Genomic DNA, 13,199 nt, shown 5'->3' on the forward strand with positions numbered 1-13,199 from the left:
TTTTCCCCTTTATTCCGGAACGCTATCCTGACCTGAGCCTGCGAGAAACTCAACCCGTGGCACATCAGGAATACAGGCCTGCCAGCCAAACTGCTCCATCACCCGTTGCCAGACAGGATCGAGCCCGGCACGAATAAGCAGCGGTTCGCCCGTCACAGGATGGTTAAGGGATAAGCTGCTGGCATGCAGCATCAAACGGCTGGCCCCAAAGTGCGCAGCCGCACCACGATTCTGGCGTAAATCCCCGTGGGCCGAATCGCCGATGATGGGATGACGCAAATGGGACATGTGCCGACGGAGTTGATGTTTCCGCCCGGTTTGCGGTTTAAGCTCAACCAGGCTGTAACGTGCCGTGGGATAGCGACTGATGGCGACCGGCATTTCTACCGTTGCCAGTGGGGCGTAATCGGTCACTGCCGGCTGCGGCGCACGGGGTTCGCTGACAAATTTGTCCGCGATCTTGTCCAGCTCTTCCACCAACGGATAATCCAGCCTGTCACTGCCTTCAAGCCAGCCGCGCACAATGGCATGGTAGGTCTTTTCCATGTGGTGATGCTCAAACTGCTGGGACAGCAGGCGGCCTACCTCACTGGACAGCCCCATCAGCAGCACGCCTGATGTGGGGCGATCCAGCCGATGCGCCGTGAAAACATGCTGGCCTATCTGGTCGCGTACCGTCTGCATCACAAACCGGGTTTCATGGCGATCAAGCCAACTGCGGTGCACCAGCCAGCCTGCGGGCTTATTCACCGCGACCAGCCACGCATCCTGATAAATGATTTCCAGCATCAGACCGGGTCATCCTGCAGCAATGCATCCAGCTGCTGTAAGGTCAGCAACAACAGTGTGCGCCCCGGCTGAACCGGCGTTAACGCCATTTCAAAATAGGGGGCAACCGCAAAATTTTTTGGCAATGCCTGGCCCGCACGAATCAGCATCTGCACCCGTGGAATCAGGACCCACTGCAACCATTCCAGCGGCTGCATCGTGTCGAGGAAAAAAGGTTGCTGGCTTGCGAAAGCCTGTTCGTCTGGCGCGTCCACCTGCCACAGATCGTGCTCACGCATGACGGCTTCGAGCTGTTCAAGCCGTTGCATAATAAACTGTTCTGACGTCATGCCTCACCTCTGACGAATAAAAAGGGGCGGCAAGGATAACCCGCAGGCACAAAAAAAGGGAGCACTGTATTAAACAGTGCTCCCGGTTCGTTTGCAGCTCTCCTGCTACGTTAATGCTCCCTGCTCATCCTTGACAACTTTTCCCGTGCGTAGTCCTTCCGCGAATCATCCTGATCACTCCTTAGCCTCCTGGCCCACCGCCTCGTCCGAGGGGCTCTCATTCTCCATCCTGGAGGTGTCCCTTAACTCATTCCTGAGTGTCCTGCTTCGTCCTGAAGCCTTCCTTGTGACGTAACAGTATTACGTTCCTGCCTCCTGGCCACCGTCTTCCTGACGGTTCCTGCTGTCCATGACGTCCTGTCAGCGAGACCTATTCTCTTAAGAAAAGCCTCAGGGCACAAGGTGTTAAAACACGATATAACGCGATCCTGTTCAAGAGATTGAACAGCGGTGCTAATAAGTTAATGATTTACAATATTTTTACATCTCGGCCGCTACTTCACCGTTTCGCTAATATGGCGATCTCTCACACGGCATGTAAGAGATCTCTCACACGCGAAGCGGCACATCTCTGCAATTAATCACTAAGCGATTGTAAATTATTAAGAAAAGTACAGATATCCGATGCCAGCGTAATACGTTTCTTCTGACCGGGCGTTTCAAGGATGATGTCACCGCTCAGATTGCACAGGGAAATAATGTTCTCTTCTGACGCAGTGGTGGCAATAAACAGTGTTGGATTCTGCTTCAGGCGCCGCTGCATGACGAGGTGCCCGATCAGGTTTTCCTGCAGCCGGACAAAGTCGGTTTCACTCCAGACCTGGAGCAGCGTTAGCCTGTGGTCCTGCCACATGGCCTGCATGTCCCCCGCGAACTGGTGCGTATAAAAGGCCGTAATCTGCGGTTGCAGCGCAATCTCCAGCGCCCGCTCAACCGCCTCCAGCGAGGGCGGTAGTGTAAAGGGTTGCGGTTGCCAGAGCGCACACTCATCACGGTTTTCCAGCAAACAGGGGGAAGGAATACCATAAAGATCGCGACTGGCTGGCGCATGGCCCCGGCTCTGCTGCCAGTGCTGGCAGTAGCGCGTAGTAAAATCCGTTAACGCTTCAGCGGTTTGCTGCATCATTCAAATTCTCACTTCTGATAGGTTACACTTACTCACTTTGATGACTCTAGTGGTAACCGTTATGTCTTCTTACCAGCCGGACCCGGCACTGAGCAACCTGACGCTGGGCAAGCCTACAGCGTATCACGATCGCTATGACAACAGCTTATTACAGGCCGTGCCGCGCAGCATGAATCGCGAGCCTTTGGGCCTTTATCCCGATAATTTGCCTTTCTCGGGCAGTGATATCTGGACGCTCTATGAACTCTCATGGCTCAACAGCAAAGGCGTGCCCCAGGTGGCCGTGGGCGAAGTCGAGCTTGATGCCCGGAGCCGTAATCTTATCGAATCAAAGAGTTTTAAGCTCTACCTTAACAGCTTTAACCAGACGCGATTTACAGACTGGGCCGAGGTACGCCAGACGCTGGAGCAGGACCTGCGCGCCTGTGCCGAGGGCGATGTCCGTGTGGCGCTGTTTCGCTTACAGGAGATCGAAGGTCAGCCTGTCGGTCACTTTGCGGGCACCTGCATTGATGAGCAGGACATCGAGATTGAAGATTACGGCTTCAATGCCGATTATCTGATCGACGCCGCCGGTCAGGAACAGGTGCAAGAAACGCTGGTCAGCCATCTGCTTAAATCCAACTGTTTGATCACCAATCAGCCTGACTGGGGATCGGTAATGATTCGCTATCAGGGCCCGCGCATCGATCGTGAAGCTCTGCTGCGCTATATCGTTTCATTTCGTCAGCATAATGAGTTTCATGAACAGTGCGTGGAGCGTATTTTCAACGACCTGATGCGCTTTTGTCAGCCATCACAGCTGACCGTCTACGCACGTTACACGCGACGGGGTGGACTGGATATCAATCCGTGGCGCAGTAATGTGCCCTTTACGCCGGGCCATTCTCGTCTGGTTCGTCAATAGTTTGCGAATCCTTTCTCAGACTGTTAAACGCGCATACGGTTCCACTTGAGCAAACCTTGCCGACAAGGCTACTCTGGACAGGGCGGTAACCTGCGGGTTGCCAACCAGGGATTTTGGTCACTGCATTTGCAGTGTCAGTTATCACCCCAGCGGGTGCAAAGGAGTTCATTTGATTACACATGTCAGCCCTCTTGGCTCTATGGATCTGCTCTCCCAACTGGAAGTAGATATGCTGAAGCGCACGGCCAGCAGCGATTTGTATCAACTTTTCCGTAACTGCTCGCTCGCCGTACTCAACTCTGGCAGTCAGACTGACAGCAGCCATGAACTGCTGTCGCGTTTTGAGAACTTCGACATCAACGTACTGCGCCGTGAGCGCGGCGTTAAGCTGGAACTGATTAATCCCCCGGAAGAAGCCTTCGTCGACGGTCGTATCATCCGTTCACTCCAGGCCAACCTGTTTGCCGTCTTGCGCGACATCCTGTTTGTCAATGGCCAGCTCGCCAGCTCGGGGCGTTTACCCTGCGAAGAGGACAACGACTCAGCCACCATCACCAACACGGTGTTTTCCATTTTGCGCAATGCCCGCGCCCTGCATGTGGGTGAATATCCCAATACCGTTGTCTGCTGGGGTGGCCACTCGATCAACGCGGTGGAATACCAGTATTGTCGCAACGTGGGCACGCAACTGGGGCTGCGTGAGCTGAACATTTGTACCGGTTGTGGGCCGGGCGTGATGGAAGCGCCGATGAAAGGTGCCGCCGTGGGCCATGCCCAGCAGCGCTATCGTGACAGCCGCTTTATCGGATTAACTGAGCCGTCTATTATCGCGGCTGAGCCACCGAATCCGCTGGTGAACGAACTTATCATCATGCCGGATATCGAAAAGCGCCTGGAAGCCTTTGTGCGCATCGCGCACGGCATCATCATCTTCCCGGGCGGCGTGGGTACCGCAGAGGAGTTCCTCTATCTGTTGGGCATTCTGATGAATCCACAGAACGCACATCAGGTTCTGCCGCTTATTCTGACCGGCCCGAAAGAGAGCGCCGATTATTTCCGCGTACTGGACGACTTCATTGTCAGCACGCTCGGCGAGCAGGCACGTAAGCATTATCAGATCATCATTGACGATGCTGCTGAAGTTGCCCGTCTGATGAGAAAAGCCATGCCGCAGGTGAAAGAGCATCGCCGTGAAACCGGTGACGCCTACAGTTTTAACTGGTCAATGCGTATTGCTCAGGATCTGCAGGTGCCGTTTATGCCAACGCATGAAAATATGGCCAACCTCAATCTCTACACAAACCAGGCTCCAGAAAAACTGGCGGCGGATTTGCGCCGGGCCTTCTCAGGGATTGTTGCAGGAAACGTCAAAGAGATGGGCATTCGCGAAATCCGCGAAAAAGGCCCTTACAAACTGCACGGCGATGCCGACATCATGCACCGCATGGATGAACTGCTACAGGGCTTTGTGGCGCAGCAACGTATGAAACTGCCCGGCACTGCCTATATTCCGTGCTACGAAATCATCAAGTAAATCTGGAGGCAGCCTGCGGGCTGCCCATATCTTATGTCTCTTCACTTACTCATTGTTGACGCCCTCAATTTAATTCGTCGCCTGCATGCGGTACAAGGCTCGCCCTGCGTCGACAGTTGCGTAGGCGCGCTGCGTCAGCTTCTGGGGCACACGCGGCCGACGCACGTGGTGGCGGTGTTTGATGGTGAAGCCCGCCATCAGGGATGGCGGCACCAGTTGTTGCCTGACTATAAAAGTGGCCGCCCACCGATGCCCGACGATTTGCAGGCCGAAATGCCCGCGCTGAAGGACGCCTTTCGAAACGCGGGCGTCAGTTGCTGGATAGCCGACCAGGATGAAGCCGACGATCTGGCGGCGACGCTGGCGGTCAAAATGGCGCAGGCAGGTCATCAGGCGACCATCGTTTCAACCGACAAAGGTTACTGCCAGTTACTGGCACCGACGATTCGCATCCGTGACTATTTTCAAAAGCGCTGGCTGGATGTGCCTTTTATTGAAGCCGAATTCGGCGTTGCACCCGCGTTGCTGCCTGACTACTGGGGATTGTGCGGCATCAGCAGCAGTAAAATTCCCGGCATCGCAGGCATTGGACCCAAAAGCGCCCGGGAACTGCTACAGCAGTTTGGTTCACTGGAATCGCTGTATCAGCAGTTGGATCAGGTGCCGACCAAATGGCGTAATAAGTTACAGGCCGGACAGGAGATGGCGCTGATCAGCCGCGATGTGGCCCGGCTGAAACAGGATTTGGTGCTGGAAGGGAATCTGAATTTACTGCGTTACCATGGCGGGTAATCATATCAGACCGGGCACAATCGCGCCCGGTCTGCAGGGTTAACGCTCGTCGCGGCGGCCACCGACAGCGGCCCAGATGCGACGAATGTGCACTGTCACTTCTTCACGATCGTGATAAAGCTGACGTGCCCGAATCTGCGCGTTAACGCCATTTTCATTTAGTCGCTGCTCGATCATGGCCAGATTTTGCGTGACTTCTTCGTAGCGCTTCTTCATGGGCAGTTTCAGGTTAAATATGGCTTCGCGGCACCAGCCGTTGACCAGCCAGTCCGCCATCAGGTTCGCCACGCGAGCCGGCTTTTCCACCATGTCGCAGACCAGCCAGCTGATATTGGTGCGGGGCGGACGGAAACGGAAACCGTCTTCACGCTCGTGAAAAACCTGGCCGGTCTCCATCAGGCTGGGCGCCATCGGCCCGTTATCCACGGCGTAAACCATCATGCTGCGCTTTACCAGTTGATAGGTCCAGCCGCCTGGACAGGCCCCCAAATCGACGGCATACATTCCACTGGCCAGACGTTCATCCCACTCATCGGCCGGAACAAAAACGTGAAAGGCCTCTTCCAGCTTAAGCGTGGACCGACTCGGCGCATCAGACGGGAACTTAAGACGCGGAATGCCCATATAAAAGGGTGAGCTGTTCTCCGGCAGTGAATACCCGACGTAGCAGGTGCCGGGGGCGATAAAGAACACATGCACGACCGGGCGTTTTGGGCTTTCATAGTTGAGCAGGATTTTGCTCTCACGCAGGCTGGCGCGCAGCGGGACGGTAAACTTGCGGCAGAACCTGGTGAGCTCTTTGGCTTCGTTGGTGTCCGGCACTTCAACACGCAGTTCCCCACCCTTTTCCACCACGCCGCTTAACATGCCTACGATGGGGGAAATACGATCGTCCTGGGGCAGATCCCGCAGCAGTTCGCCAACAACCAGCATCTGACGGGCAAAAATCAACTGCTCAAACGGCAACTCGCGGATCAGTCTCTCCGCATCGGGCTGCTGATAGCACTCAAACAGGACATAACCTGCATCCTCTTTAACCCGCGGAAAGCCGTAAACATTGCGCTCGGCGGCTTTAGCACTAATTTCCGCCGCACACTCTTTTTCAAAGCCAGCGCGGCAATACAGTAAAACTTTATTCATGGCGTTCTGCCTTGGTTTTAAGACGCAGTGCGCCAATCAACATCAATAGCCAGCCAACGAGGAAGAACAGCCCCCCAACTGGCGTGATAAAAACAAAAAACGTTAAGTGCGACAGCGCCAGGGAATAGAGGCTGCCGCTGAATAATACGGTACCCAGTGCCATAGAGGCGCTGCTCCAGTAGAACCAGATATTACAGCGATAAAGCATCGCCGCTCCCAGCCCCAGCACAGCCAGCGTATGATAAGCCTGGTATTCCAGCCCGGTATGAATCCAGGCCATTTCAGTCGCTCCCAGCGTTTTATTCAACACATGAGCACCAAAAGCACCAAATGCCACCAGGAAAAACCCACTGATGGCCGCAAAAATAAACATGGCACGTCTGGACATGAATGTATCCTCAAGGTGCGTTTGCAGGTCCCTGCAAAAAAATAAAAAAGTTACTGATCATAACGAAAGCGGAATTTTTCTTGTTCGGTAGCCGCTTTGGCGAGGATCCACTGTCGAAAGGCGGCTATTTTACCCAGTTCTGCCTGACTGTCATGACAAACCAGATAAAAAGCATTTTTGCTCACTAAAACGTCATTAAACGGACAAATCAACCGTCCCGCTTCGATTTCGCTTTGCGCCATAACGTTATTGGCCAGGGCAACGCCCTGCCCATGGATGGCCGCCTGCAGCACCATCGCGCTGTGGCTGAAAATGGGCCCCTGTTGCACATTGATATGCTGGACGCCTGACTGACGGATATACGCCTGCCAGTCACGGCGGGAAGCATCATGCAACAGTGTAAAACGAGCCAGATCCGTGGGCGTTTTCAGGGGATTTTCCCCCGTCATCAGCGATGGCGAACAAACCGGCAGCAAATATTCGGCATAGAGTTTTTCGACCCGCAGGCCTGGCCAGTTTCCCCGGCCATAGAAAATGGCCACGTCCACATCATCGGCCAGCTTCTCTTCATCCCGATCGACCGCCTGAATGCGGACGTCAATTCCCGGATAAGCCAGATTAAAGCTGGAAAGACGCGGGACCAGCCACTGAATCGCAAAGCTTGGCAGCAAACTCACCGTCAACGCCCCTTTGGCGCTGCGTGCCTGCAGTTTACGCGTCGCCTCGTTGAGCGCAGAGAAAATTTCTTTGATATCCAGATAGTAACTTTGGCCTTCCTCGGTGAGTAAAAGCGACCGGTTTCGCCGTCTGAACAGCTTCAGTCCCAGAAAATCTTCCAGTGATTTGATCTGGTGACTGACAGCAGCCTGGGTCACAAACAGCTCTTCAGCGGCTTTGGTAAAGCTTAAATGGCGTGCTGCGGCATCAAATACCCGCAGTGCATTCAGGGGAGGAAGACGTTTTGACATGGTTATCCATAGCCAGCCTGGCAAAAAATACGCGGACTAATACAAAGCCTTAACGTATTAGAATTTATAATCCGAGACATTATAAATTGTCCGTTGAGGAAGCTCCAGCAAATACCTATAGTTGCGGTACTTCCTGAGCCGGAACGAAAAGTTTTTAGATTTGTGAGTGAGTTCGCAGATTTTCTGAAAGCTTTTGGCTTGTGGTCGTGATGTTGTGTTTGCAATTTTGATCTGACCTTTACAGATCAAGCTTTTTTATTTCCTGTAGATTTACCCTGTCTGTCCATTGTGATATTGAGTAGCACCGCAAATTGCGGTGCTTTTTTTATGCGCGGATTACTTCATCTCAACCATTTCTTTCACATCTGAACGGTTAATCTGCTGCTCATTGCCATTCGCATCTTTATAGCTAATCATACCGGTATCAGTATCGACTCTTGGTTTACCTTCAGCAACGATAGTGCGTCCGTCATTGGTATGCATTACGTAGTTGCTTGAACAGGCAGCCAGGGTAAAGGCCATTGTACAAACGGCCAGCATTGCGGCGAGTTTTTTCATCTTCTATCTCCTTGCAGATTGATTGCACCAAACCGCCCGCGTTACGCTGACCCGAGAAATGGTCAAGTGGGATCGACTATCAGAATGTCGTATCGCCATGCGGGTGAAGTTTTTACCTTGCAATATTCAGCATAACCCGCTTTTCCAGCTTTGCCAGACAGACATCCATCTTTCAGCCTGAGTCTGATAATTAACAACGAGCTATGTATGCGTGCCTTTAATCCTTCTTCATTCCGGCAGCAGTTTCCTGCCCTGAGCGACGCGGGTGTTTATCTCGACAGCGCCGCCACCACGCTAAAACCGCAGGCGGTAATCGAGGCGACTCAGCAGTTCTACAGCCTGAGCGCCGGTACGGTTCATCGTAGCCAGTTTGCAGCGGCCCGCCGGTTAACCGAGCAGTATGAGCAGGCGCGAGGCCAGGTGGCGCAGTGGCTCAATGCCGCCAGCGACCGGCAGATTGTCTGGACGCGCGGTACCACCGAAGCCATTAACCTGGTGGCGCAAAGCTGGTTAGCCCCGCGTTTACAGCCCGGCGATGAAATCCTCGTCAGCGAAGCCGAGCACCACGCCAATCTGGTTCCCTGGCTCATGGTCGCACAGGCCACGGGCGCGCGCGTGGTAAAATGGCCAATCGGTGAGGATCGCCTGCCCGATATCGCCGTGCTGCCCTCACTGATCACTCACCGGACGCGTCTGCTCGCGCTGGGTCAGATGTCCAATGTCACAGGCGGCTGCCCCGATTTATCCCGGGCCATCGCTCTTGCCCATGCGGCAGGGGCAAAAGTTATGGTCGATGGCGCGCAGGGCGTCGTACATTGCCCGCCGGATGTACAGGCGCTGGATATTGATTTCTATGCCTTTTCCGGCCACAAGCTCTATGGCCCAATGGGCATCGGTGTGCTGTACGGTAAAGCGGAATTGCTGGAAGAGATGGCCCCCTGGCAGGGCGGCGGTAAGATGCTGACGAAGGTCGACTTCACCGGCTTTACGCCCCAGCCGGTGCCCTGGCGCTTTGAGGCCGGTACGCCAAACGTGGCGGGCGTGACCGGACTGAGTGCCGCGCTGAGCTGGCTGCAACAGCATAATATGTCTAAAGCAGAGATCTGGAGCCAGCAGTTAGCCAGTCTGGCCGAGGAACAGCTTGCAGAACTGCCGGGCTTTCGCAGTTTCCGTTGTGGCCAGGCCAGCCTGCTGGCCTTCGACATTCAGGGAATTCATCACAGCGATATCGTGACACTGCTGGCAGAGCACGGGATCGCCTTACGTGCGGGTCAACATTGTGCCCAACCGTTAATGGCGGCACTGGGCGTTGAGGGGACGCTGCGCGTATCGTTTGCCCCCTATAATAATTTACAGGACGTCGATGCGCTGCTGCGCGCTATGCACAGCGCTGTCGCGTTGTTATCGGAGTTTTAATCATGCACGCATCCCTGCTTGCCCCGCATCCGTTCGGTGTTGAAATTACGCCTGCGGATCTGAAAGAAACCTTCTCTCACTGTCGGCAGTGGGAGGATCGCTACCGGCAGCTGATTTTACTTGGCCGACAGTTGCCGGCCTTACCTGACGCATTAAGAACACCGGACAGTGAGCTGAGTGGTTGCGAGAATCGCGTCTGGCTGGGCAGCCAGATCCGGGAAGAAGGTTCCCTGCATTTTTACGGTGACAGCGAAGGTCGCATCGTTCGTGGTTTGCTGGCCGTGCTGCTCACCGCTGTTGAAGGCCAGACGCCCGCGCAATTACTGGCGGCCGATCCGCTGGATCTGTTTGAATCGCTGGGCCTGCGTGCGCAGCTTAGCGCCTCACGCAGTAGCGGCCTGAAAGCGCTGGCCGATGCCGTCCAGCAGCATGCGCAACGGACGCTGGGTTAACCGCTCATGGCGCAGTCGTCGGCCAGTGTTTAGCTAATCAGGTCAGGCTGGCGGCCTGGCAAACGCGGGCTAAAGCCGTACAACCGCGTTGCACGGCAGATTAGCATTACGCCTGGCGCGCGGCCCGTGCCAGAAATTTCTTCAGGGCATGCGAAACGGCAACAAAGCCAAAGGTGGCGGTGACCATCGTGGCTGCGCCAAATCCGGATTCACAATCCATTCTTTTCGGCCCTTCCGCTGTGCTGCGTGAGGCGCAAACCGAGCCATCCGCCTGCGGATAAACCAGCGCCTCTGTAGAGAAAACGCAGTCGATGCCCAGCTTGCCTTTGCTGTTTTTTACCACGCCCAGCTGTTTAAGCCGCTCGCGTAATTTAGCCGCCAGCGGATCCTGGATGGTCTTCGCTAAGTCAGTCACCTGGATTTGCGTGGGATCGATTTGCCCACCTGCGCCGCCCGTGGTGATCAGGGGAATCTTATTGCGTCGACACCAGGCAATCAGCGCCGCCTTGGGGCGCACACTGTCGATAGCGTCAATTACATAGTCGATATCGGCAGTCAGCAGCGTCGCCGTGTTTTCCGGGGTGATAAAGTCATCAATACAGATCACCTCACAGTCAGGATTAATGGCGCGCAGACGCTCGGCCATCACGTCCGTTTTGGCTTTACCCACATTGCCGCTCATCGCATGTATCTGACGATTGGTGTTGGTGATACAGACATCATCCATATCGATCAGGGTAATCCTGCCGATGCCGGTTCTTACCAGTGCCTCGGCAGCCCAGGAGCCCACGCCGCCAATACCAATCACGCAGAAGTGGGCATCAGCGAAATGCTGCAACGCCGACTGCCCATAAAGACGTGCCGTGCCACCAAATCGCTGGTGCCAGGCATAGTTTAACACTTTCATAGTTGAACCTGTTACTGAGCGCGGGCCCGATCGCCCGCCGCTTCAAAATTTAGTTAGCGCCTAACAGCAGGCTGCCGTTGTTGCTGCTCTGCGCGTTGCTGAACAGCGGCTGACCGGCTCCCGGTGCCGATTTCAGCACCCACACACGACCATAATGGTTATAGAACCCCGCCAGATGGGCAGCATCTGGCCCTACGCCCTGATAGATATCGAAGTGCTGGCCTTTGATCGCGCCGCCGACATCCAGCGCCACCATCACCCGCATTTCATATTTCCCGTTGAATTTGCCCTTTTCATTGAGCTGCGGCACTTCCGCCAGCAGCACCGTTCCGGCAGGAATCAGTGAACGATCGGATGCCACAGAGGCTTTCGCCACCAGCGGTACCGCGCTCGCGCCACGTACCGGCACATAAGGTTCGGGTTTGAAAAAGACAAAGGAGGGGTTAGTTTCTAGCAGCGCCCGCACTTCCTCGGGTGAATGTTCCTCAGCCCACTGGCGAATGGCCTGCATTGACATGTCTTCACGCTTGACCTCGCCCCGGTCGATCAGCTCTTTACCGATGCTATGATAACCCCAGCCGTTTTTGCCGCCATAACCAAAAAAGCTCATCGGACGTCCGTCACCAAAATCGACATAGCCGCTGCCCTGCACATCCATAATAAAGTTATCAATGAGTGAGTTACTCCAGGCAATCACGTAGCGATCGTCTAACGCCCCACTGTATATCGATGCGCGGCTGGGTAATTTCTGACCGCGTTTGCGCGGCGGCATGCGGTAAATAGGGTACTGAAACTCGCCCTGTCGCGTGTAGCGTGCCTGAACGACCGGCGTGTAGTAGCCCGTGAACTGGACGTTACCGTAATTATCGGTGCCTTCCATCTGAAACGCATTTAACCCAAACTGGCGCAACTGTCGTGTATCGCCCCCCGCCATCAGCCAGTTTTCAACCGCACTGTAAGTGCTGTTGTTACGGCCAAACAAACCCGAAGCGGCCGCCTGGATTTGCTGAATCTGTTGCCCAAAATCTCTGCCGTTAACCGGACGGCCTTTGGCGTTAGGTTGATTCACCAGCGCTAAGGGTTGATCAAGTTTTCCGTCTTTATATTGTTGACCCCGATCGGTCGGCTTAGAACTACAGCCCGCCAGAAGCGCTAAAAATGCGCCAGTAAGTGCGTACTTCGCCCAACGTCCTTTCATCTTCATCTCTTTTTATAAGTGTTCGCCACGCGACGATAGCAAAGCCGTCATCAGAATGAAATCCATCCTCTTTCGTCATAACGGATATCGGTGCAATAATTCACCAATTGGTGGAATCCTTCAGCAATTAACAGCAAATTTAGCCTTTTAGGGCAAAAAGGGGTTGCAACAATCATCGTGCGGAGTATAGTGCGCATCCACGGACGCGGGGTGGAGCAGCCTGGTAGCTCGTCGGGCTCATAACCCGAAGGTCGTCGGTTCAAATCCGGCCCCCGCAACCAGTTCTTCTGTAGTTTTGCTCAGACAGAAGAAACAATGTGAAAAGTCGCTATGCGCAATCGGACGCGGGGTGGAGCAGCCTGGTAGCTCGTCGGGCTCATAACCCGAAGGTCGTCGGTTCAAATCCGGCCTCCGCAACCAATTCTTCTGAGATAATGCTCACTCAGAAGGGACAATGTGAAAGTCGCTATGCGCAATCGGACGCGGGGTGGAGCAGCCTGGTAGCTCGTCGGGCTCATAACCCGAAGGTCGTCGGTTCAAATCCGGCCCCCGCAACCACTTTAAACACCTGAGAAGGTGTTTTTTTGTTTCTGGCCTACGTCAGTCAATTCCCCTCTCCTTTTTACCGCTCAGACACGCAGTGAGATCAGACCGCACGCGAATGTCGCAACAGATCTTGCTCTGGCCAACCCGTT

General features: G+C 54.6%; 14 protein-coding genes and 3 tRNA genes. 8 read left to right on the top strand and 9 right to left on the bottom strand.

All coding sequences use genetic code 11. From position 1 onward, the window contains the following. Nucleotides 1-9: 9 nt before the first annotated feature. The 3 genes from truC to syd all read right to left on the bottom strand — a co-directional run bounded on the left by truC (nt 10) and on the right by syd (nt 2,244). The gene (truC, locus tag RAC90_RS07585) at nt 10-789 is read right to left on the bottom strand and encodes a tRNA pseudouridine(65) synthase TruC (RefSeq protein WP_375124184.1); all 780 of its coding nucleotides are present in this window, start codon (nt 787-789) and stop codon (nt 10-12) included. After that, a complete protein-coding gene (locus RAC90_RS07590; protein WP_006120775.1) occupies nt 789-1,118 on the bottom strand; it encodes a YqcC family protein in 330 nt (109 codons plus the stop codon). The genes truC and RAC90_RS07590 overlap by 1 nt, the downstream gene beginning before the upstream one ends. Nucleotides 1,119-1,695: 577 nt before the next feature. Next, a complete protein-coding gene (gene syd, locus RAC90_RS07595; RefSeq protein ID WP_375124185.1) occupies nt 1,696-2,244 on the bottom strand; it encodes a SecY-interacting protein in 549 nt (182 codons plus the stop codon). Between the two features lie 61 nt (nt 2,245-2,305). On the opposite strand from syd, the gene queF reads away from it, so the two are divergent. The 3 genes from queF (at nt 2,306) to xni (ending at nt 5,477) form a co-directional block, all read left to right on the top strand. Next, nucleotides 2,306-3,151 carry an NADPH-dependent 7-cyano-7-deazaguanine reductase QueF gene (gene queF / locus RAC90_RS07600; protein ID WP_033739575.1) on the top strand — a complete coding sequence of 282 codons (846 nt, stop codon included), beginning with the start codon at nt 2,306-2,308 and terminating at the stop codon, nt 3,149-3,151. A 169-nt stretch (nt 3,152-3,320) separates the two neighbouring features. Then, nucleotides 3,321-4,685, top strand: coding sequence for a nucleotide 5'-monophosphate nucleosidase PpnN (gene ppnN / locus RAC90_RS07605; RefSeq protein WP_006120778.1), 1,365 nt, complete (start codon nt 3,321-3,323; stop codon nt 4,683-4,685). 33 nt (nt 4,686-4,718) lie between these two features. Then, complete coding sequence (gene xni / locus RAC90_RS07610) at nt 4,719-5,477, top strand: flap endonuclease Xni (RefSeq protein WP_006120779.1); 759 nt, start codon at nt 4,719-4,721, stop codon at nt 5,475-5,477. Between the two features lie 39 nt (nt 5,478-5,516). On the opposite strand, the gene rlmM is transcribed toward xni, so the two are convergent. From rlmM to RAC90_RS07630, 4 genes are all read right to left on the bottom strand, one after another. Further along, nucleotides 5,517-6,617, bottom strand: a complete 1,101-nt coding sequence (rlmM, locus tag RAC90_RS07615) for a 23S rRNA (cytidine(2498)-2'-O)-methyltransferase RlmM (protein ID WP_277283086.1) — start codon at nt 6,615-6,617, stop codon at nt 5,517-5,519. Beyond that, nucleotides 6,610-7,005, bottom strand: a complete 396-nt coding sequence (locus tag RAC90_RS07620; RefSeq protein ID WP_014605150.1) for a DUF423 domain-containing protein — start codon at nt 7,003-7,005, stop codon at nt 6,610-6,612. The genes rlmM and RAC90_RS07620 overlap by 8 nt, the downstream gene beginning before the upstream one ends. 50 nt (nt 7,006-7,055) lie before the next feature. Then, entirely contained in the window at nt 7,056-7,973 is a 918-nt protein-coding gene (locus tag RAC90_RS07625; protein ID WP_375124186.1) for a transcriptional regulator GcvA, read from the bottom strand. 336 nt (nt 7,974-8,309) lie between these two features. Next, complete coding sequence (locus RAC90_RS07630; RefSeq protein ID WP_006120783.1) at nt 8,310-8,531, bottom strand: YgdI/YgdR family lipoprotein; 222 nt, start codon at nt 8,529-8,531, stop codon at nt 8,310-8,312. Between the two features lie 207 nt (nt 8,532-8,738). Between RAC90_RS07630 and csdA the strand changes: the two genes are divergently transcribed. Together csdA and csdE are read left to right on the top strand one after the other, a co-directional pair. Further along, the gene (gene csdA / locus RAC90_RS07635) at nt 8,739-9,947 is read left to right on the top strand and encodes a cysteine desulfurase CsdA (protein ID WP_006120784.1); all 1,209 of its coding nucleotides are present in this window, start codon (nt 8,739-8,741) and stop codon (nt 9,945-9,947) included. Between the two features lie 2 nt (nt 9,948-9,949). Continuing rightward, complete coding sequence (gene csdE / locus RAC90_RS07640) at nt 9,950-10,399, top strand: cysteine desulfurase sulfur acceptor subunit CsdE (RefSeq protein ID WP_375124187.1); 450 nt, start codon at nt 9,950-9,952, stop codon at nt 10,397-10,399. A gap of 106 nt (nt 10,400-10,505) precedes the next feature. On the opposite strand, the gene tcdA is transcribed toward csdE, so the two are convergent. After that, nucleotides 10,506-11,306 (bottom strand): tRNA cyclic N6-threonylcarbamoyladenosine(37) synthase TcdA, encoded by an 801-nt coding sequence (gene tcdA, locus RAC90_RS07645; protein WP_375124188.1) that lies wholly within the window; start codon nt 11,304-11,306, stop codon nt 10,506-10,508. Between the two features lie 49 nt (nt 11,307-11,355). Then, a complete protein-coding gene (gene mltA, locus RAC90_RS07650; RefSeq protein WP_033739585.1) occupies nt 11,356-12,504 on the bottom strand; it encodes a murein transglycosylase A in 1,149 nt (382 codons plus the stop codon). 204 nt (nt 12,505-12,708) lie between these two features. Between mltA and RAC90_RS07655 the strand changes: the two genes are divergently transcribed. The 3 genes from RAC90_RS07655 (at nt 12,709) to RAC90_RS07665 (ending at nt 13,062) form a co-directional block, all read left to right on the top strand. After that, nucleotides 12,709-12,785 (top strand) — tRNA-Met (locus RAC90_RS07655). A 62-nt stretch (nt 12,786-12,847) separates the two neighbouring features. Then, nucleotides 12,848-12,924 (top strand) — tRNA-Met (locus RAC90_RS07660). Nucleotides 12,925-12,985: 61 nt separating this feature from the next. Then, nucleotides 12,986-13,062: transfer RNA gene (locus RAC90_RS07665), tRNA-Met, on the top strand. The last annotated feature ends 137 nt before the right edge of the window (nt 13,063-13,199 follow it).

It is taken from the genome of Pantoea sp. CS_6 (genome assembly GCF_041954745.1).
In the GTDB taxonomy this organism is placed as follows: Bacteria; Pseudomonadota; Gammaproteobacteria; order Enterobacterales; family Enterobacteriaceae; genus Pantoea; species Pantoea stewartii.